Source organism: Blastomonas sp. AAP53, from assembly GCF_000331245.1.
In the GTDB taxonomy this organism is placed as follows: domain Bacteria; phylum Pseudomonadota; class Alphaproteobacteria; order Sphingomonadales; family Sphingomonadaceae; genus Blastomonas.
On the sequence record NZ_ANFZ01000009.1, the window covers coordinates 319,160 to 337,808 of the forward strand.

18 protein-coding genes and 1 riboswitch are annotated in these 18,649 nt (G+C 63.0%); of the genes, 13 read left to right on the plus strand and 5 right to left on the minus strand.

Features of this window, described 5'->3' with window-relative positions:
• Nucleotides 1-5: 5 nt before the first annotated feature.
• The 3 genes from D618_RS0108440 to D618_RS19015 are packed head-to-tail and all read left to right on the plus strand — an operon-like array spanning nt 6 to nt 3,114.
• Nucleotides 6-1,034 carry a glutathione S-transferase family protein gene (locus D618_RS0108440; protein WP_040370478.1) on the plus strand — a complete coding sequence of 343 codons (1,029 nt, stop codon included), beginning with the start codon at nt 6-8 and terminating at the stop codon, nt 1,032-1,034.
• The gene (locus D618_RS0108445; protein WP_017671071.1) at nt 1,031-2,692 is read left to right on the plus strand and encodes a sulfatase; all 1,662 of its coding nucleotides are present in this window, start codon (nt 1,031-1,033) and stop codon (nt 2,690-2,692) included. The genes D618_RS0108440 and D618_RS0108445 overlap by 4 nt, the downstream gene beginning before the upstream one ends.
• On the plus strand, nt 2,692-3,114 hold the full coding sequence (locus D618_RS19015) for a hypothetical protein (RefSeq protein ID WP_017671072.1): 423 nt from the start codon (nt 2,692-2,694) through the stop codon (nt 3,112-3,114). Before D618_RS0108445 ends, D618_RS19015 begins: the two co-directional genes overlap by 1 nt.
• Here the strand turns inward: D618_RS19015 and D618_RS0108455 are convergent.
• From D618_RS0108455 to D618_RS0108475, 5 genes are all read right to left on the minus strand, one after another.
• Nucleotides 3,071-3,865 carry an SUMF1/EgtB/PvdO family nonheme iron enzyme gene (locus tag D618_RS0108455; RefSeq protein WP_238550624.1) on the minus strand — a complete coding sequence of 265 codons (795 nt, stop codon included), beginning with the start codon at nt 3,863-3,865 and terminating at the stop codon, nt 3,071-3,073. The genes D618_RS19015 and D618_RS0108455 overlap by 44 nt on opposite strands.
• Before the next feature lie 134 nt (nt 3,866-3,999).
• Complete coding sequence (locus D618_RS0108460; RefSeq protein ID WP_017671074.1) at nt 4,000-4,503, minus strand: TetR/AcrR family transcriptional regulator; 504 nt, start codon at nt 4,501-4,503, stop codon at nt 4,000-4,002.
• Between the two features lie 113 nt (nt 4,504-4,616).
• Complete coding sequence (locus D618_RS0108465) at nt 4,617-5,099, minus strand: hypothetical protein (RefSeq protein ID WP_017671075.1); 483 nt, start codon at nt 5,097-5,099, stop codon at nt 4,617-4,619.
• A gap of 86 nt (nt 5,100-5,185) precedes the next feature.
• Nucleotides 5,186-6,958 carry a DNA helicase RecQ gene (gene recQ / locus D618_RS0108470; RefSeq protein WP_017671076.1) on the minus strand — a complete coding sequence of 591 codons (1,773 nt, stop codon included), beginning with the start codon at nt 6,956-6,958 and terminating at the stop codon, nt 5,186-5,188.
• A gap of 65 nt (nt 6,959-7,023) precedes the next feature.
• Nucleotides 7,024-8,469, minus strand: a complete 1,446-nt coding sequence (locus tag D618_RS0108475) for a sigma-54 dependent transcriptional regulator (RefSeq protein WP_017671077.1) — start codon at nt 8,467-8,469, stop codon at nt 7,024-7,026.
• A 162-nt stretch (nt 8,470-8,631) separates the two neighbouring features.
• Between D618_RS0108475 and D618_RS0108480 the strand changes: the two genes are divergently transcribed.
• The 10 genes from D618_RS0108480 (at nt 8,632) to gcvPB (ending at nt 18,644) form a co-directional block, all read left to right on the plus strand.
• On the plus strand, nt 8,632-8,754 hold the full coding sequence (locus D618_RS0108480; RefSeq protein ID WP_193746699.1) for an aa3-type cytochrome c oxidase subunit IV: 123 nt from the start codon (nt 8,632-8,634) through the stop codon (nt 8,752-8,754).
• Nucleotides 8,755-8,765: 11 nt separating this feature from the next.
• Complete coding sequence (locus D618_RS0108485) at nt 8,766-9,896, plus strand: NAD(P) transhydrogenase subunit alpha (RefSeq protein WP_026091456.1); 1,131 nt, start codon at nt 8,766-8,768, stop codon at nt 9,894-9,896.
• A 91-nt stretch (nt 9,897-9,987) separates the two neighbouring features.
• Entirely contained in the window at nt 9,988-10,272 is a 285-nt protein-coding gene (locus D618_RS0108490; RefSeq protein ID WP_026091457.1) for an NAD(P) transhydrogenase subunit alpha, read from the plus strand.
• Nucleotides 10,272-11,819 carry an NAD(P)(+) transhydrogenase (Re/Si-specific) subunit beta gene (locus D618_RS0108495; RefSeq protein ID WP_238550625.1) on the plus strand — a complete coding sequence of 516 codons (1,548 nt, stop codon included), beginning with the start codon at nt 10,272-10,274 and terminating at the stop codon, nt 11,817-11,819. Before D618_RS0108490 ends, D618_RS0108495 begins: the two co-directional genes overlap by 1 nt.
• A 5-nt stretch (nt 11,820-11,824) precedes the next feature.
• Nucleotides 11,825-12,520 carry an amino acid racemase gene (locus D618_RS0108500; RefSeq protein ID WP_026091459.1) on the plus strand — a complete coding sequence of 232 codons (696 nt, stop codon included), beginning with the start codon at nt 11,825-11,827 and terminating at the stop codon, nt 12,518-12,520.
• A 76-nt stretch (nt 12,521-12,596) separates the two neighbouring features.
• Nucleotides 12,597-13,766: a deoxyguanosinetriphosphate triphosphohydrolase gene (locus tag D618_RS0108505; RefSeq protein WP_017671083.1), complete on the plus strand. Its 1,170-nt coding sequence runs from the start codon at nt 12,597-12,599 to the stop codon at nt 13,764-13,766.
• An 88-nt stretch (nt 13,767-13,854) separates the two neighbouring features.
• Nucleotides 13,855-13,947: riboswitch (glycine riboswitch) on the plus strand.
• Nucleotides 13,948-14,118: 171 nt separating this feature from the next.
• Entirely contained in the window at nt 14,119-15,252 is a 1,134-nt protein-coding gene (gcvT, locus tag D618_RS0108510; protein WP_017671084.1) for a glycine cleavage system aminomethyltransferase GcvT, read from the plus strand.
• 28 nt (nt 15,253-15,280) lie between these two features.
• On the plus strand, nt 15,281-15,652 hold the full coding sequence (gene gcvH, locus D618_RS0108515) for a glycine cleavage system protein GcvH (protein WP_017671085.1): 372 nt from the start codon (nt 15,281-15,283) through the stop codon (nt 15,650-15,652).
• Nucleotides 15,653-15,708: 56 nt separating this feature from the next.
• Nucleotides 15,709-17,067 carry an aminomethyl-transferring glycine dehydrogenase subunit GcvPA gene (gene gcvPA / locus D618_RS0108520; protein ID WP_017671086.1) on the plus strand — a complete coding sequence of 453 codons (1,359 nt, stop codon included), beginning with the start codon at nt 15,709-15,711 and terminating at the stop codon, nt 17,065-17,067.
• Nucleotides 17,064-18,644 carry an aminomethyl-transferring glycine dehydrogenase subunit GcvPB gene (gene gcvPB / locus D618_RS0108525; RefSeq protein ID WP_017671087.1) on the plus strand — a complete coding sequence of 527 codons (1,581 nt, stop codon included), beginning with the start codon at nt 17,064-17,066 and terminating at the stop codon, nt 18,642-18,644. The genes gcvPA and gcvPB overlap by 4 nt, the downstream gene beginning before the upstream one ends.
• The last annotated feature ends 5 nt before the right edge of the window (nt 18,645-18,649 follow it).

Consider the following 18,649-nt stretch of genomic DNA (forward strand, 5'->3'; position numbering starts at 1 on the left):
TCAGGATGCATGCTGTCGAACTGCTGGGGGCTCCAGGCTCTCCGTATACGCGCAAGATGCTGGCGCTGCTGCGCTATCGCGCCATTCCGTACCGGATGATCTGGGGCAGCCATATGCAGCCCCCGCCGGGCTATCCGGTGCCCAAGGTCAAATTGCTCCCCACCTTCTATTTCGGCGCAGGCGATGCGCGCGAGGCGATGGTCGATTCCACGCCGATCATCCGCCGACTCGAGGCGGAATATCAGGGCCGTTCGGTGCTGCCCGATCACGAGCTGCTCGCCTTTCTCGACCTGCTGATCGAGGATTTTGCCGATGAGTGGATGACCAAGGCGATGTTCCACTATCGCTGGCATTACGCCGAGGACGCTGCGAACGCCGGGCCGCTGCTGATCTTCTGGCAGAACCCAACCTATCCCGATGACACCGCACGGCAGATGGCGGATGGATTTGCCAAGCGACAGATCGACCGGCTGTATGTCGTCGGATCGAACGATGTCACCGCGCCGATCATCGAGGCAAGTTACCTCCGGCTGATCGGTATTCTGGACCGCATGGTATCGCGCACCGGCTTTGCGCTCGGCACCCGGCCTTCGGCGGCGGATTTTGCCATTTATGCGCAGCTCACCCAACTGGGGATTGTCGACCCCACGCCTGCGCAGCTCATGGCAAGCAGCGCACCGCGCCTGCGCGCCTGGCTTGACCGGGTAGAGGATCTGTCCGGCCTGCCCGACGGCGCCTGGCTGGCCGAAGATGCGCTGGCCGAGCATCTTGGCGAGCTGCTGGGCGAGATCGGACGCGTCTATGTGCCGTTCCTGATCGCCAATGCTCACGCCGCCGCTTCCGGACAGAGCGATTTCGAGACCGAGATCGATGGCGCACGGTGGACCCAACCGGTGTTTCCCTATCAGGCCAAGTGCCTGATGACGCTGCGCGCGGCGCGTGACGCGCTTTCGGCAGAGGCGCGCGATGCGCTTGACGGTCTGCTTGCAGGCAGCGGATGCGAGGTCCTGTTCGCTGACGAGGTGGCGGCATGATCCGCAAGGCGTTCCTGGCACTTCTGGTGCTGCTGATCGCCGGCGGGACCTGGGCGTGGTTCAACAAGAGCACCGTGCTGCTGTTTGCCGCATCGCATTTCGGCAAGCACGACGTCGCCCCCAACCGTGCGGTTGCATGGCAGAAAGGGCCTGACGTACCGGCTTTGCCGGCAGACAAGCGGCCACCCAATATCGTGTTCATTCTGGCCGATGATCTGGGGATCAACGACATTTCGACCTTTGGTGGCGGTGTCGCGGGCGGGCGCGTGCCCACGCCGAATATCGATCGCCTGGCAGCGGAAGGCGCGCTCTACTCCAATGCCTATGCCGGAACCGCGAGTTGCGCGCCATCGCGCGCGATGATTCTGACAGGGCGTTATCCGACCCGTACCGGTTTCGAGTTTACGCCGACCCCCGATGGCATGGGTCGGATTGTGTCGGCGCTGTCTGCGGAAATGGATTCAGGCCTGCCGCCGTTGACCTACAAGGAAGCCGTCGTCGAAGGTGCGCCCAGTTTTGACGGGCAGGGCCTGCCCGGCAGCGAGCGGACGATTGCCGAAATCCTCAAGCCGGCGGGCTATCACAGTGTGCATATCGGCAAATGGCATCTGGGCGACGGGCCAGAGTTCAGCGCCAATGCTCAAGGGTTCGATGAAAGCCTTCTGATGGCGAGCGCCCTGCACCTTCCCGAAGACGATCCGTACACGGTCAACGCCAAGCTGGATTTCGACCCGATCGACAAGTTCCTCTGGGCGCGGATGCAATATGCCACCAGCTACAATGGCTCAGACTGGTTCAAGCCCAAGGGTTATCTGGCGGATTACTGGACCGACGAGGCGATCAAGGTGATCGAGGCAAACCGCAACCGCCCGTTCTTCCTCTATCTGGCACATTGGAATGTCCATACGCCACTGCAGGCGACCAAGGCCGATTATGAGGCGGTCGGTGACATCAAGCCGCACCGTCTGCGCGTTTACGCCGCTATGGTGCGCGCGCTCGACCGCAGCGTCGGGCGGATCATGGCGTCGCTCAAGGAGCAGGGGCTCGACGACAACACCATCATCGTGTTTTCCAGCGATAATGGCGGTGCCGGCTATATCGGACTGCCACAGGTCAACGCCCCCTATCGCGGATGGAAGCTGACGCTGTTCGAAGGCGGCATTCGCGTACCAATGTTCGTGCGCTGGCCAAGCCGGATCAAGCCGGGCACCCGGATCGACACGCCGGTGGCGCATATCGACCTCATGCCCACCTTCGCCAAGGCAGGCGGTGCCGCGATGCCGGCAGACCTTCAGATCGATGGTGTCGATCTTCTGGGCGATGATCCGGCCAACCCCGTCGGCAAGCGACCCGATGATGCGATCTTCTGGCAGAGCGCCTATTACCGGGTTGTCCGCCAGGGCGATTGGAAGCTGCAGGTAACCGAGCGACCGCGCAAGACCTGGCTGTTCAACCTGAGGCAGGACCCCACCGAGAAACGCGACCTGGCCGCCAGCAATCCGGCCATGGTCGCGCAGTTGAAAGCCCTGCTCGACAAGCACCAGAAGGGCGCACGCAGGCCGCTGTATCCGCACACGATCGAAGCACCGGTGGCGATCGACAAGCCGCTGGGAGTCAAGTTCAACAAGGGCGACCCCTATATCTACTGGCCCAATTGATGGCCGATTTGCTGCCCGCGCCCGACAGTTCTGTCGCACCGACCGCACCGTCCCGGTTTCTGGCGCTGTGTGGGGTGCTGGCGGTCATCCCGGGCAGCATTCACGTGTTCCTGCCCGATGGCGGCGCGGGCATTATTGCCGGAATCGATCTGACCCATGGCGGTGAACGGATTGTCGGCGTCTTCGCATGGGCAGGCGCCACGCAGATCGCATGGGGTCTGATGATGCTGGCGGTGGCACTGCGATATCGTGCGCTGGTGCCACTGGCGCTGGCGTTGCTGCTGCTCGAGCGGGGTCTGCATGCGCTTAACTTCTGGGCGCTCAAATCCGGAGGCCATCACCCGCCGGAAAGCTATGCCGTACTGGTCGCACTGCCGATCATTGCGCTGTTCCTGCTGCTGGCGCTGCGGCGTCGCGGATGATGCGGAAGCCGATATGGTTCGATGAAAAGTCGTTTTCCTGCGGTTGGCGGGCCGCCGGGCGATAACGGGCGCAGAAATTGGCGGCACACAGCCAGCTTCCGCCCTTGATGATCATGTGCGCATCGTCCGCCGGACTGTCGGTCCATTCCCAGACATTGCCGATCAGGTCATGCAGGCCGTTGCGATCTGCCGGGAAGCAGCCTGTGGGTGCCGTTCCCGAAAAGCCGTCCACGCCCAGGTCCTTGACCGGAAAGACACCCTGCCAGTGATTGGCGCGGGGTTTGCCGCTGTCTTCGACAGCGCCTGAAAAGCGATTGCCAGGGTCGGGAAGGCCGAGGCTCGCGGCATATTCCCACTCTTCTTCGGTTGGCAGACGGCCGCCTGCCCAGTCCGCATACGCGCGGGCATCGGCCAGCGTCACGTGCACCACCGGATGGCGTCCCTTGCCCTGGATTGTTGTTTCCGGCCCTTCGGGCGTGCGCCAGGTTGCGCCCTTGCGCAGCACCCAGCGCCCGTTGAGCCCGGCCTTGTCCCGCACGAAAAGTGCAGAGCCTGCTGCAGGATCATCGCTGGCCAGCGCTTTTTCCGCTTCGGTGACATAGCCGGTGGCTTTGACGAACGCAGCGAACTGGTCGTTGGTGACCTCATGGGCCTGTATCGCAAAGCCATCGACCCGCAGCCGCATCGAAGGGCTTTCTTCGGGGTATAGCGGATCGGCACCCTTGAGATACGAACCGCCAGGCAGGGTCACAAACTTCCCCTGCTCGAATTCGGCCGTTGGGCACTTGCGCATGATGGCTGGTGGTGCGTCGGGCGGCTGTGAACCTGCTGAACAGGCCGCCAGTGCCAGCGCGCAGACCAGAGCCGGTAGCGCGCGTGGCAAGATCAATCCACCAGCCGGGCGATCGTCAGCTTCACGACCTTGCCGGCCTCATCGATGCTGAGATTCTGGTCCTGCCGCAAGCGACGCCATGTCTGGAAGCCAGCGCACATTTCGACCGCGGAAAACAGCGTCGCATCCCTGCGGATATTTTCCGGCAGCACGCCTTCCAGCCCGGTACGCTCCAGATGCAGGAAGCGCTGGTAGTTCAGCATCAGATATTCGGAGCTGAACCGGCGGATGCTCGCGGCAATCTTCAGCGGCATGATCCGGTCATAGATGATGGCGCGGCGATCGAGCAGTTGTTCGAGCTGCGAGCGCCACCCGTCGCCGGTGAACGGCTGCTGGATGATTGGCATGATCTCTGCCTCCATCCGCTCGGTCATTTCGCTGTAGAGGCTGTCCATTTCCTCGAAATGGCGGAACACCGTGCGCGCGCTGACGCCCGCGCGTTCGGCAATTTCAGCCGCGCTGGGCTCCATCTTGCCACCCATGATGAGTTCGAGCATGGCATCGACAATGGCTTTGCGACTGCGTTGACTACGTTGCTTGCGCCCATCGGGATGGCGGGCTGGAGATGAATCGTTCATGTAAAATCGCTTACCGCCATGCTCCGCATCTGTCACCCCTTGCTGCCAATCTGTTCGAGGAGCGGTTGAAGCCAGGGCATGTTGATCGCTTCTGCCGACAGCACGGTTTCGATGTTCAATTGCCCGTCGAGCCCGGCACTGCGGTGCACCGCGATCTCGCGCCATTCATCCGACATCGACATGCGCACCATGTCACCCCGCTTGGGATAGACGCCGATCGCGACCTCGTCCCACAGTTCACCGACCTGGCCGAGCGAAAGAAACGTGACGTCGGCGGCAAACATCGCGACGCCGCCGAATTTGGGCAGGAGCTGCGACACTGCCCGGCCGTAGATCATATAGGCCTCACGCCCGGTCAGATCGGTCTCGCGGCCATCTTCATACTCCGCCTTGTCCTTGAACTTGAGCAGGTTGATCATGAAGATCGGACCATCGGGGCCAGGCTGCATCAGCCCTGCCATGGTTTCGGGCTTGCCCGGGAACACCTCGTTGAGAACGGTAAACGGCTGCGGCATCGCGATGTCCTCTCCTGACCAATTGGTCGGAAGGCTATATTTTGACATACATCATGTCAATAAATTCGCGCAGGCGCGAGGCCCGGTCAGCCGATATGGTCGCGGATCACCTGCAGGAAGGCTTCGCCATAGGCTTCCAGCTTGCGCGTGCCGATCCCGGATATGCGCGAAAGCGCGTCCAGCGTTTCCGGGCTGCGTTCGGTCATCTCGCGCAAGGTGCTGTCGTGGAAGATGACATAGGGCGGAACGCCAGCCTGCTGCGCCAGATCGCGGCGGCAGGCCCGCAGGGCCTCGAACAGCGGATTGCTGACGGGATTGGACGTATCGCCGCCGCGCTTGCCCTTGCGCGTCCGCTTGGGCGGCAGCACCAGCGGCAGCTGCACCTCGTCGCGCAAAATCGCACGCGCCTGCGGCCCGAGCATCAGCCCGCCATGTTCGTTCGTGCCCAGCGCATCGCGAATCAGCAGCGCACGGGCAACGGGCTTGATCAGCGCCGCCTCGTCATCATTGACGATGCCGAACACCGAAAGCCGGTCATGCCCGCGCTGCTGCACCTTGTCGTTCGACTGGCCACGCAGCACGGATTCCAGATGGCCGATGCCAAAGCTCTGTCCGGTCCGGTACACGGCAGACAGCAGCTTGCGCGCGGTCTGAGTTGCGTCGATGCTGGCAGGGGGGGTGAGACAATTGTCGCAGTTGCCGCATTGTTCGGGTGGATCCTCGCCAAAGTGGCGCAGCAATACCGCGCGGCGGCATCCGCCGGTTTCGACCAGCGCTCCCAAGGCGGAAATGCGCGTGCGTTCGCCTTGCTGCCGTTCCGGCTCGATTTCGGCAATGCGCATCCGGGCACGAGCGAAATCGTCCGCTGCCCAGAACAGGTGCGCTTCGGCAGGTTCGCCATCACGTCCCGCACGGCCCGATTCCTGGTAATAGCCCTCGATCGACTTGGGCAGTCCGGCATGGACGACAAAACGCACGTCGGGCTTGTCGATCCCCATGCCGAAGGCGACGGTGGCGCACATCACCATGTCCTCGCTGGCGATGAAGGCATCCTGATTGGCGCGGCGTTCTTCGGGCGGCATGCCGGCGTGATAGGCGCGCACCTGCCGGCGACCATCGCGCCCCAGTTGCTCGGCCAGCTTTTCCGTCGCCGCGCGGGTTTGCGCGTAGACGATGCCGGGGCCCGGATTGGCCGAGACGAGGTCGCCGATCTGCCGGGTCAATCCATCGCGCGGATGGATGGCATAGCGGATGTTGGGCCGGTCGAACCCGGCGATGATCATGCCATCGGGCGTGATGCCCAGTTGCTTGAGGATATCCTGGCGGGTGTGCTCATCGGCGGTGGCGGTCAGCGCGAGCCGCGGGCAATCGGCAAAGCTGTCGAGCAATGGGCGCAACAAGCGATAGTCGGGCCGGAAATCGTGCCCCCATTCGGAGACGCAGTGCGCCTCGTCGATGGCAAACAGGGCAATCGGAGCGCAGCCCAGCAGGTTGCGGAATCCTTCGGAACTCGCGCGTTCGGGGGCGACATACAGCAGGTCCAGATCGCCTGCGCGGAACCGGTCCTGCGTCTGCTGCCAGTCGGCATCGACCGAGGTCAGGCTGGCGGCGCGGATGCCCAGCGCCTGGGCTGCGCGCAATTGGTCGTGCATCAACGCGATGAGCGGGGATATGACGACACAGCAGCCGTCAAGGGCGACGGCGGGCAGCTGATAGCACAGGGATTTGCCGGCCCCGGTGGGCATGATCGCCAGCGTGTTCTGCCCGTCGAGCACGCGGCTCACCACCTGCTGCTGCACCCCGCGAAAGGCGGAAAAGCCGAAAGTTTCTTGCAGGACATCGAGCGGATTGCGATTCATCCGCCCGCTCTTATGGACGCATTCGGGTGCAGGGAAGGGAAAAAGGCTCTCGGGCCCCGCGCGGCTCAGGCGGCGTTGTCGATGCCCAGCTCGGTCAGCTTGCGATAGAGGGTGGACCGACCAATGCCCAGCCTGCGGGCGACTTCGGTCATGCGCCCTCGGTAATGGCCGATCGCGAGGCGGATGACATCGGCCTCGATTTCCTCGAGCGGACGCAGGTTGCCGTCTTCGGCGTACAGGGTGATGCCGATGCCGTCGTGGCTGGTGGATGCCCGCCGCGGCTCCTCTTCGCCCAGCATATGGGTGAGCTGCGGAAACTCGGCGGTGGTCAGCGCATCGCCATCGCAGAAGATCGCGGCGCGGAACAGCGCGTTCTGCAGCTGGCGGACATTGCCCGGCCAATCGAAGCTGGAGAGCAGCTGCAGCGCCTCGTCGGTGATTCCAAGGCCGCGCAGGCCAGGCTGTTCGGCAATGCGCGCGAGGAAGTGGCGGACGAGGGCAGGGATGTCGCTGGTACGGTCGCGCAGCGCGGGAATCGTGATCTGCACTGGTGCAATGGCGAAATACAGGTCTTCGCGGAAGGTGCCGGCATCCACCATCGGCTTGAGCGGGGTGTTGCTGGCGCAGATGAAGCGAACGTCGCAGCGGAAACTGTGCCTCGCACCCAAAGGCTGGATTTCGCCTGCACGGATTGCGTCAGCCAATTTGGCCTGCGATTCCAGTGGAACCTGGTCGATCTCGTCGATGAAGATGGTGCCGCCGTCCACCCGCTGGATGACGCCGACATGGCGGTCGAATGCGCCGGGAAAGGCTCCGCGCTCGTGGCCGAAGAGATGCGATTCGATCTGCCCGCTGGACGCATTGGCGCAGGTCACCAGTCTCAGCGCGAGCTTGGAGCGCGGGCTGGCGGCATGGATGGCGCGTGCGATCATCTCCTTGCCGGTCCCGGTTTCGCCTTCGATCAGCACGGGCGAATGGGTGCGGGCGGATTTGGCGGCGATGGCCAATGCCGCGCGAAACCGCGGCGACGATCCGATCATCTCGTCGAAATCGAGCGGGGCTGCGATCTTTTCCGTGAGCGGGCGAAGTTCGGCAGCATCGTCGGTGCGTGCAGCTGCGTTCAATGCGGCGACCAGCCTGTCGGGCGCAATCGGCTTGATCAGGTAATCGGTGGCGCCTGCGCGCATCGCTTCCACCGCCAGCAACGGCGAGGTGCTTGTGGTGAGCATCAGGATAGGCAGGGCAGGGCGGCGGGCTTTCAGCTCGGCAATCAGTTCAGCGGCTTCATCGCCCGGGACCCATTGGTCGAGAATGATGGCATCAAGCATCATCCCTTCCTGGGTGCCCAGCATCGCAATGGCAGTTTCCGAATCGTGCGCAAACAGCGTCCGCCAGCCGGCCTTGGCAGCCAGCGCCGAGACGAGACGGCATTGCGCCGGTTCGTTGTCGATCAGCATCACCCGTCGGGTCTGCTGGTCTGCGTCAGTTCGTTCCTTTGCCATCGCCATCATGCTGTAACGACATGTGGTAAAAACCCCATTAAAGTTGCGCTTGTCACCCCCTTAACGATTTGAAGCTTGCGGGATTGAGCCACACCCGGCATTCGGTTAAGGCGAACCGAGTTAAATTCGGCATCAAATGCAATGGAAAGGGCTCTGACAATGGCCAACGACATGTCCAGCAACAACATCGAATCCGCGCGCCAGACCTATGAAGGGTTCATGGGCTGGATGAAGACGGGTTCCATCATCGCGGCGCTGGTGACGGCGTTCGTCGTCGTTCTCATCGCCAGTTGAACGGCGGCGGCATGAAGATCGCGGTCCTCAAGGAGCAGGCATCGGGTGAGCGGCGCGTTTCGGCGAGCCCTGAAACGGTCAAGAAGTTCATCGCTTTGGGCGCGGACGTCGCGGTGGAAACCGGGGCGGGCGAGTTTGCATCGGTATCGGACGCAGATTTCGCAGCCGCAGGGGCCACCGTGGCCGCACGCGCTGACGTGGTGGGCGGTGCCGACATCATTTTCGGCGTCCAGGGGCCGGACCCCGCCAGCCTTGCAGGGGCCAAACCAGGCGCCATGATCGCGGCCTCGCTCAACCCCTTTGGTGAGCGTGCCCGGATTGATGCTTATGCTGCAGCCGGGTTTCAGGCGCTGGCGCTGGAATTCATGCCGCGCATCACGCGTGCCCAGTCGATGGACATCCTGTCATCGCAGTCGAACCTCGCCGGCTACAAGGCAGTGCTCGACGGCGCTTCGGAATATGGCAAGGCCTTCCCGATGATGATGACCGCAGCAGGCACCGTGTCTGCTGCCAAGGTCTTCGTGATGGGGGTTGGCGTGGCAGGGCTTCAGGCGATCGCCACCGCACGCCGTCTGGGTGCGCAGGTGTCTGCCACCGATGTGCGTTCGGCGACCAAGGAACAGATCCAGTCGCTGGGTGCCAAGGCGATCTTCGTGGAAAACGTTGCGGGTATCGAGGGCGAGGGTGCGGGCGGCTATGCCACCGAAATGTCCGACGAGTACAAGGCGGCGCAGGCCGAGTTGGTATCGGCTCATATCGCCAAGCAGGACATCGTCATCACCACCGCACTGATCCCGGGCCGGGCTGCACCGCGCCTGGTCTCGGACGCGCAGATCGCCAGCATGAAGCCGGGCAGCGTTCTGGTTGACCTGGCGGTCGAGCAGGGCGGGAATGTCGAAGGCGCAGTCGCTGGTGAGGTCGTGGTGAAACATGGCGTCAAGATCGTCGGCCATCGCAACGTGCCTTCGCGCCTCGCGACGGACGCATCGGCGTTGTTTGCCCGCAATCTCTACAACTTCTTCTCCGCTTTCTGGGACAAGGACACCAAGGCTCCCGTGTTCCCCGACGACGATGAAATCGTGCAGGGCGTGCGTGTGACCATGGGCGGCAAGGTTGTCAGCGAACGGCTGCTCCCCAGCTGAGCTTGCGCAATTGAACATTTGACCGGCCTGGCCCGGACCTTTCCCGCGCGATGGCATGGCCGATGCGCCGGGACGAATGGAGAATATGAAGATGGACTTCATCTCAATCCTCTCGATCTTCGTGATGGCCTGTTTCGTGGGCTATTATGTCGTCTGGTCGGTGACGCCGGCGCTGCACACCCCGCTGATGGCGGTGACCAACGCGATTTCATCGGTGATCATAGTCGGTGCGCTGATTGCCAGCGCCGAGGCGGGCTCTGCAGTGGCCAAATATCTGGGGCTGCTGGCGGTCGTGTTCGCGTCGGTCAACATCTTCGGCGGCTTTGCCGTCACCGAGCGCATGCTTGCGATGTACAAGAAGAAGGAGCGCAAGTGATGGCTCTGGGGGCAGCAATGAACTTTACCCGCCGTTCTTTCCGTCAAGGTCCCTTGGCCTTCGCCGCCGCTGCGGCAAGCGCATTGACCTCGGTTCCCGCGTTCGCTGCGGGCGGTGATGCCGCACCGGTGAGCCCTTGGGTATCGCTGGCCTATCTGGTGGCGGGCGTGTTCTTCATCCTCGCGCTGCGCGGGCTTTCGAGCCCCGAGACCAGCCGCGATGGCAACCGCTTCGGCATGATCGGCATGGGGATCGCAGTCATCACGACGCTGATCACGCATGATATCGCCAATATCGTCGAAATCATCGCTGCGATTGCAATCGGCGGCGTCGCCGGCTTCGTCATCGCCCGCAAGATCAAGATGACCGACATGCCGCAGCTGGTCGCCGCCTTCCACTCGCTGGTCGGTCTTGCCGCCGTGCTGGTGGCGCTGGCAGCCTGGCTCAATCCCGAGGCGTTCGGCATTCTCGATGCTACCGGCCAGATCCTCGCGGTCAGCCGCGTCGAAATGGGCCTGGGCGTGGCGATCGGTGCGATCACCTTCTCGGGCTCGGTCATCGCGTTCCTGAAACTGAACGGCAACATGTCGGGCTCGCCGATCATGCTGCCGGGGCGCCATGTCATCAACCTGGGCGTGCTCGCCGCAATCCTCGGCATGATCGCCGTCTACACCGTATCGCCCCAAGGCGGCCCCGGCGAAGGCTGGCTGTTCCTGGCGATCACCGTGCTGGCGTTCATCATCGGCTTCCTGCTGATCATTCCCATCGGCGGCGCGGACATGCCGGTCGTCGTTTCCATGCTGAACAGCTATTCGGGCTGGGCGGCAGCGGCGATGGGCTTCACGCTCTCGAACACCGCGATGATCATTACCGGCGCGCTCGTCGGATCGTCGGGTGCGATCCTGTCCTACATCATGTGCAAGGCGATGAACCGCAGCTTCATCTCGGTCATCGCAGGCGGCTTTGGTGCCGATGCTGGTGGCGGCGGCGGTGCAGGTGCGGCCAAGGTCGACCGTCCGTGGAAGCGCGGCAGCGCCGAAGATGCGGCGTACATGATGAAGCAGGCCGAAAGCGTGATCATCGTGCCCGGATACGGCATGGCGGTGGCGCAGGCGCAGCACGCGCTGCGTGAAATGGGCGATCTGCTCAAGAAGGAAGGCGTCAGCGTCAAATACGCGATCCATCCGGTCGCAGGCCGCATGCCGGGGCACATGAATGTGCTGCTCGCCGAGGCCAACGTGCCGTATGATGAGGTGTTCGAACTCGAAGACATCAACAGCGAATTCGCGCAGACCGACGTTGCCTTCATCATCGGTGCGAACGACGTGGTCAATCCGGCGGCCAAGACCGACAAGTCCTCGCCGATCTACGGCATGCCGGTGTTCGATGTCGACAAGGCAAAGACGGTGTTCTTCATCAAGCGCTCGATGGGCGGCGTGGGCTATGCGGGCGTCGACAACGACGTGTTCTACATGGACCAGACGATGATGCTGCTGGCCGATGCGAAGAAGATGGTCGAGGATATCTGCAAGAACCTGGGGCACTGAGCTTCATGCGGAAAATTGGCCTGATCGGCGGGATGAGCTGGGTCTCGACCGAAACCTATTACCGCCTGATCAACAAGGAAGTGCAGAAACGCGCCGGGTCGCTGTGCAGCGGCCCGATCGCGATCGAAAGCCTCAACTTCTGCGATATTTCGCAGATCACGACGCCCGAAGGTTGGGATCACGCCGCCGAACGCCTGATCGCGGCGGCGCGCTCGCTCGAACAATCGGGTGCGACCGCAGTCCTGATCTGCGCCAATTCCATGCACAAGGTCTATGACCGGGTGCAGGCGGCGGTCGCGGTACCTATCATCCATATCGCCGATTGCGTCGGCGAGAAGATGCAGGCCGACGGCATCAAGCGTGCTGCGATCATCGGTACGCGCAACGTGATGCTCGAGAGCTTCTACCGGCAGCGGCTGGTCCGCCATGGGATCGGCCTGCTCGCACCGCAGATGGAGCGCGTCGAGGAGATCGACCGAATCATTTATGACGAGCTGATGGAAGGCCGCGTGGTCCGCGAATCGGAACGCACGATGAAGACCTTCCTCACCAACATTGCCAAGGAAGACGTGCAGGCGGTTGTGCTGGGCTGCACCGAGCTGGAAATGATCATCGACACCAAGGCCAATGTGCTGCCAATCTATGATGGCACAGAGATCCATGCGCATGCCGCAGTCAACTGGATCATGGGCGAGGGTTGAGTCTCACGGTGGCTTGAGCCTAAAGCGCATCGACCTTTGCCGGATAGCGGCGAAGCTACCGGAGTCGCCCCAAGCCATGCATCCTCGCGCACCCTTTGCCTGCGATCCAGACGCCACGCGCGGGCGGCAACATGCCGAAAGCGGCGCGCCCACCCGGGGCCCGCGCGGAGCGTTCCAGCGCGATCGCGATCGCATCATCCACTCGATCAGTTTCCGGCGTCTGCGGCACAAGACGCAGGTCTTTGTCGCGCCCGATGGCGACCATTACCGCGTGCGGCTGACCCATAGTCTGGAGGTCGCCCAGATCGGGCGCACGATTGCGCGATCACTAGGTCTGGATGAGGATCTGACCGAGGCTTTGTGTCTGGCGCACGATATCGGTCATCCCCCATTCGGCCATGCGGGCGAAGATGCGTTGCAGGAAGCGATGGCAGGGCAGGGCGGGTTCGACCATAATGCGCACACACTGCGCGCGCTGCACGTTCTGGAGTCGCCTTACCCGCTCTGGCAGGGGCTGAATCTCAGCTGGGAAGTCTTGGAGGGGCTGGCCAAGCACAACGGCCCGGTCGCATCCGCGCCCTGGGCGCTGGCGGAAATCGACGCAGCATTCGATCTCGATCTCAAGCGCTTCTCGTCGCTGGAGGCGCAGGTTGCCGCAGTCGCCGACGACATCGCCTATGACAATCATGACATTGATGACGGCCTGCGCGCCGGGTTCCTGTCGTTTGACGATCTGCTGTCACTGCCCAGTGCCATTCGGCAGTGGGATGCCATTCGGTCGCGCTTTCCCGGGGTTGCCGAAGACCGGTTGCGGTCCGAATTTGTGCGCGACCAGATCGGGCTGATGGTCAATGACGTCATAGCGTCAACCCGGCAGCGAATCGCAGACCTTGGCATCGGCGATATCGAGGATGTCCGCGCAGCTGGGCAAATGATCGCAGGCTTTTCCGATGCGATGGCGGCACAGGAGCGCGACCTGAAGGCGTTCATGTACGCGCGCGTCTATCATCATCCCCGGCAGCTCGAGGCTGCCGAGCTGGCGCGGCAAGTGATTGCGGCGCTGTTTGCCGCCTATCATGCCGACCCGGCGCTGCTGCCGGAGGACTGGCGCTCGCGTCTGCCCCAGAGCGAGCCGTGGAAGAGCCGCCATATCGCCGATTTCCTGGCGGGCATGACCGACCGCTTCGCGCTCACCTGCCACCGGCAGATTTTCGGTCACGCGCCCGAGGGGCTCAGCCACGTGTGAGATGCGTATATTGCATCGCAGCGTAATTTGATTGACAGCCCTCGCACGATTGCCCATTCCCCGTCTCGTCAATGGGGCGAAAGCTCCATGAGACGACACGGGAGAGCGCGGTGCCCCGGCACCGCCACCGAAGGAGCAACCGCCCCGGAATCTCTCAGGTCATCGGGACCGTGTCGTTGATCGGCGCTCTGGAAAGCGAGTGGCCCTGCTGGGCTGCTCCACCGAAGGGGTAAATGGACGGGTCTTTCCCGGTCATGAAAGCTCTCAGGTTCAAGTGACAGAGGGGGTTGGACGCGGTTCATGGCCTTTGGGTTGTGGGCGTTGTTCAGCCTCATGCCACCGGAGTACCCTGATGACCGACTTTATCGCCGAAATGATGGAACGCCTGCCCGATCGGCTGCTGCCGCTCGATGCCTGGCATCGCGAGCGTGGTGGCCGGATGGTGCCGTTCGCCGGCTATCAGATGCCCGTCCAGTATGAAGGCGTGATGGCCGAGCATCTGTGGACGCGTGAAAACGCCGGTCTGTTCGACGTCAGCCACATGGGCCAGGTGCTGCTGACCGGCGATGCCCCCGATGTTGCGCTGGAATCCGTCGTGCCCGGCGAGATCCAGAAGCTGGGCGTCAACCGCATGCGCTATTCGGTGCTGCTGAACGACGAGGGCGGCATTCTGGACGACCTGATGGTGACGCGGCGCGAGCGCGACCTGTACCTGGTCGTCAATGGCGCCTGCAAATATGACGATCTGGCGCACATGCGCGAGGTGTTTCCCGACGAGGTGGTGATCACGCTGCTCGACGAGCGCGCGCTGTTTGCGCTGCAGGGCCCCAGGGCGGGCGAGGCTTTGGCCAGCCTGATCCCCGATGTGGCGTCGCTGTACTTCATGCAGGCCGGCGCGTTTACTTTCGATGGCATGTCGCTGTGGATCAGCCGCTCGGGTTATACCGGAGAGGATGGCTTCGAGATCAGCGTCGATTGTGATCATGCAGCGCAACTGGCTGACCGGCTGTGCGCGCTCGAAAGCGTCAAGCCGATCGGCCTGGGCGCGCGCGATTCGCTGCGGCTTGAAGCAGGCCTGCCACTGTATGGCCATGACCTTGATGAAACGGTGAGCCCCACGGAAGGGGATCTGGCATTTTCGATCAGCAAGCGTCGCCGCAGCGAAGGCGGTTTTGCAGGGGCCGAACGCATTCTCGAAGAGCTGGCCGAAGGCGTTGATCGCAAGCGCGTCGGCCTGATGGTCGAGGGGCGCCAGCCGGTGCGCGAAGGCGCCGAGCTTTATGTCGGCGATCGCATGGTCGGCAAGGTGACCTCGGGCGGGTTTGCCCCCACGCTGGGTGCGCCGATCGCGATGGGCCTGGTCAAGGCTGCCTTCATCGACATGGGGACCGTGCTGGAGGCCGAGGTGCGCGGCAAGCGCATCCCCGTCACGGTCGCGCCGATGCCGTTCGTGCCGCACCGCTATCACCGCGCCAAAGCTGTCTGATTATCTCACGAGTTGATGGAGCCACAACATGAGCCGTTATTTTACCGAAGAACATGAATGGGTTGAAGTCGAGGGCAAGGTCGCCACGGTCGGCATCACCGAATATGCGCAGGAACAGCTGGGCGATGTCGTGTTCGTCGATGTGCCTGCCGAAGGCAAGCAGTTCGACAAGGGCGACGAAGCCGCCGTCGTTGAATCGGTGAAGGCCGCAAGCGACGTGTACAGCCCGGTTTCGGGAACGATCGTCGAAGGCAATGACGTCCTCGCCGACGAACCCGCGCTGGTCAACACCGACCCCGAAGGCGACGGCTGGTTCTTCAAGCTCGAACTGTCTGATCCGAGCGAACTGGACGGCCTGATGGATGAGGCTGGATACAAAAAGTTCGTTGCAGGTCTCTGATATAAAACGATTACCGAATCTCATTGGCATTATGCCCAAAAGGATATGAACCGGCGATGCGTTACCTCCCCCTCAATACCCAAGACCGCGTATCGATGCTCGCCACCATTGGTGCTGGCTCGATCGATGATCTGTTTGTCGACATTCCCGAAGAGGCCCGGCTGACCGGACCGATTCGCGGCCTGCCGATGCATGCGCCCGAAATGGCGGTCGAACGTCACATGAAAAAACTCGCCGGCCAGAATCTGGTCGCGGGTGAAGTGCCGTTCTTCATGGGGGCAGGCGCGTATCGCCATCATGTGCCGGCTTCGGTCGATCACCTGATCCAGCGCGGCGAGTTTCTCACCGCCTACACGCCCTATCAGCCGGAAATCGCGCAAGGCACGCTGCAGATGCTGTTCGAATTCCAGACGCAGGTCGCGCGGCTGTTCGGGTGCGATGTTGCCAATGCGTCGATGTACGACGGCTCCACCGCCTGCTGGGAAGCGGTCACCATGGCGCGCCGGATCACCAAGCGGGGCAAGGCGTTGCTCTCGTCTGGCCTGCATCCGCACTATGTCGGCGTCGCCAAGACGATGGCGCGGTTCACCGGCGATGCGCTGGTGCATCAGGCTCCCAGCCTGAATGCCGAGACGGATGTCGATGCGCTGATCGGCCAGATCGACAAGGATACCAGCTGCGTCGTGGTGCAGTATCCCGATATCCTGGGTCGCGTCAGCGATCTGACCGCGCTGGCCAGCGCGACGCAGGCGGCAGGCGCGCTGCTGATCGCGGTGGTCACCGAGCCGGTCGCGCTGGGCGCGCTGCGCAGCCCAGGTGAAATGGGCGCGGACATCGTCGTGGGCGAAGGCCAGTCGCTGGGCGTCGGGCTTCAGTTCGGCGGGCCGTATGTGGGCCTGTTCGGCTGCAAGCAGAAATATGTTCGGCAGATGCCCGGTCGCCTGTGCGGTGAAACCGTGGATGCCGAGGGCAAACGCGGGTTCGTGCTGACGCTGTCGACCCGCGAGCAGCACATTCGCCGCGAAAAGGCGACGAGCAACATCTGCACCAACAGCGGATTGTGCGCGCTGGCATTCAGCATTCACATGACATTGCTGGGCGAAAAGGGTCTGCGCGGCCTGGCCGATGTCAACCATGGCATGGCGGTCACGGCTGCCAACCGGCTGGCACAGGTGCCTGGCGTCGCCGTGTTGAACGACAGCTTTTTCAATGAGTTTACCTTGGTTCTTCCCAAGGATGCACGGACCATCGTGCGCGAACTGGCCGATCGCGAGATCCTGGGCGGCGTATCGCTGGGCCGCCTCTATCCCGATGAGCCGGGGCTGGCCAACGGGCTGGTGGTCGCCGTTACCGAAACGACGACGCCGGAAGACATCGAGTCCTTCGCAACCGTCTTGCAGGAGTTGCTGGCATGAGCATGAACAATCAGGGTCGCCCCACGCGGCAGGTCGAAGACGTCGCCGCTGGTTCGGAGCGGACCACTAGCACCGGCAATCGCGCCTTGATGCTGGAAGAGGCGCTGATTTTCGAGATTGGCGACAGGAACCGCACAGGGGTCGATCTGCCCGAGGCGCCGAAGGTCGCATCGCGGCTTGGTGGTCTGGAACGCAAAGCGGCGATCAGCTTGCCCGGCCTGTCGGAGCAGGAGACGGTGCGCCATTACACCCGGCTCAGCCGTCAGAACTACGCGATCGATCTGGGGCTTTTCCCGCTGGGATCGTGCACGATGAAGCACAACCCGCGGCTGAACGAAAAGATGGCGCGTTTGCCCGGTTTTGCCGATATCCACCCGCTGCAGCCGATCCAGACCGTGCAGGGCGCGCTGGCCGTCATCGACGAACTCGGCGAGTGGCTGGTGAAGCTCACCGGAATGGCAGGCGTGGCGATGTCGCCCAAGGCCGGTGCGCATGGCGAATTGTGCGGCATTCTGGCGATCCGGTCTGCGCTCGAAGCGCGCGGTGACAAGCGCTCGGTCATTCTCGTTCCGGAAAGCGCGCACGGCACCAACCCGGCAACGGCGGCGTTTGCAGGCTATCAGGTTGAGGATATTCCGGCCAAGCCCGACGGCCGTGTCGATGTCGACGCGCTGATCGCGCGGCTCGCCCCTGATGTTGCCGGTGTGATGATCACCAACCCCAACACTTGCGGGCTGTTCGAGCGCGATCTGAAGGTCATTTCGGATGCGGTCCATGCAGCAGGCGGCTTTGTCTATTGCGATGGCGCGAACTTCAACGCCGTCGTGGGCAAGGTGCGTCCGGGTGATCTCGGCGTCGATGCGATGCATATCAACCTGCACAAGACCTTCTCGACCCCGCATGGCGGCGGCGGTCCGGGTTCCGGCCCGGTGGTGTTCTCCGAGGCTCTTGCCCCGTTTGCACCGCTCCCGTTTGTCGAGCGTCTCGATGACGGCAGGCTCGCGCTGATCGAAGAGGAAAGCGCCCAGGATCATCACGCATCCAGCTTTGGCCGGATGGTTGCGTTCCATGGCCAGATGGGCATGTTCACCCGCGCGCTGGCCTATATCCTCAGCCACGGCGCAGACGGGCTGAAGCAGGTCGCGGAAGATGCGGTGCTCAACGCCAATTACGTCCTGCGCTCGCTCGAAGACGTCCTCGATGCGCCATTCGGGGCGGCAGGGCCGTGCATGCACGAGGCCTTGTTCTCTGATGCCGGATTTGCCGAGGGCTTCTCGACCATCGATCTTGCCAAGGGACTGATCGACGAGGGCTTCCACCCGATGACGGTCTATTTCCCGCTGGTGGTGCACGGTGCCATGCTGGTGGAACCGACCGAGACCGAGAGCAAGGCTGCGCTCGACCAGTTCATCGGCGCTTTGCGCTCGGTGGCGTTGCGGGCCAAGCAGGGGGATGCATCGCTGCACAGCGCACCGCATTTCGCCCCGCGTCGTCGCCTCGATGAAACGCTGGCCGCGCGCAAGCCGGTGCTGGTGTGGACAGAGCCTGCAATCGAACAGGCCGAAGCCGCCGAGTAAACGCT

What these genes read in the sequence shown, in the direction of transcription:
- D618_RS0108445 (WP_017671071.1), top strand. Translation starts at nt 1,031, where the DNA reads ATGATCCGCAAGGCGTTCCTGGCACTTCTGGTGCTGCTGATCGCCGGC.
- gcvT (WP_017671084.1), top strand. Translation starts at nt 14,119, where the DNA reads ATGACCGACTTTATCGCCGAAATGATGGAACGCCTGCCCGATCGGCTG.
- gcvPA (WP_017671086.1), top strand. Translation starts at nt 15,709, where the DNA reads ATGCGTTACCTCCCCCTCAATACCCAAGACCGCGTATCGATGCTCGCC.
- D618_RS0108440 (WP_040370478.1), top strand. Translation starts at nt 6, where the DNA reads ATGCATGCTGTCGAACTGCTGGGGGCTCCAGGCTCTCCGTATACGCGC.
- D618_RS0108475 (WP_017671077.1), bottom strand. Translation starts at nt 8,469, where the DNA reads ATGATGGCGATGGCAAAGGAACGAACTGACGCAGACCAGCAGACCCGA.
- D618_RS0108460 (WP_017671074.1), bottom strand. Translation starts at nt 4,503, where the DNA reads ATGCTCGAACTCATCATGGGTGGCAAGATGGAGCCCAGCGCGGCTGAA.
- D618_RS0108490 (WP_026091457.1), top strand. Translation starts at nt 9,988, where the DNA reads ATGGACTTCATCTCAATCCTCTCGATCTTCGTGATGGCCTGTTTCGTG.
- gcvPB (WP_017671087.1), top strand. Translation starts at nt 17,064, where the DNA reads ATGAGCATGAACAATCAGGGTCGCCCCACGCGGCAGGTCGAAGACGTC.
- D618_RS0108495 (WP_238550625.1), top strand. Translation starts at nt 10,272, where the DNA reads ATGGCTCTGGGGGCAGCAATGAACTTTACCCGCCGTTCTTTCCGTCAA.
- D618_RS0108500 (WP_026091459.1), top strand. Translation starts at nt 11,825, where the DNA reads ATGCGGAAAATTGGCCTGATCGGCGGGATGAGCTGGGTCTCGACCGAA.
- D618_RS0108465 (WP_017671075.1), bottom strand. Translation starts at nt 5,099, where the DNA reads ATGCCGCAGCCGTTTACCGTTCTCAACGAGGTGTTCCCGGGCAAGCCC.
- D618_RS19015 (WP_017671072.1), top strand. Translation starts at nt 2,692, where the DNA reads ATGGCCGATTTGCTGCCCGCGCCCGACAGTTCTGTCGCACCGACCGCA.
- D618_RS0108505 (WP_017671083.1), top strand. Translation starts at nt 12,597, where the DNA reads ATGCATCCTCGCGCACCCTTTGCCTGCGATCCAGACGCCACGCGCGGG.
- gcvH (WP_017671085.1), top strand. Translation starts at nt 15,281, where the DNA reads ATGAGCCGTTATTTTACCGAAGAACATGAATGGGTTGAAGTCGAGGGC.
- recQ (WP_017671076.1), bottom strand. Translation starts at nt 6,958, where the DNA reads ATGAATCGCAATCCGCTCGATGTCCTGCAAGAAACTTTCGGCTTTTCC.
- D618_RS0108480 (WP_193746699.1), top strand. Translation starts at nt 8,632, where the DNA reads ATGTCCAGCAACAACATCGAATCCGCGCGCCAGACCTATGAAGGGTTC.
- D618_RS0108485 (WP_026091456.1), top strand. Translation starts at nt 8,766, where the DNA reads ATGAAGATCGCGGTCCTCAAGGAGCAGGCATCGGGTGAGCGGCGCGTT.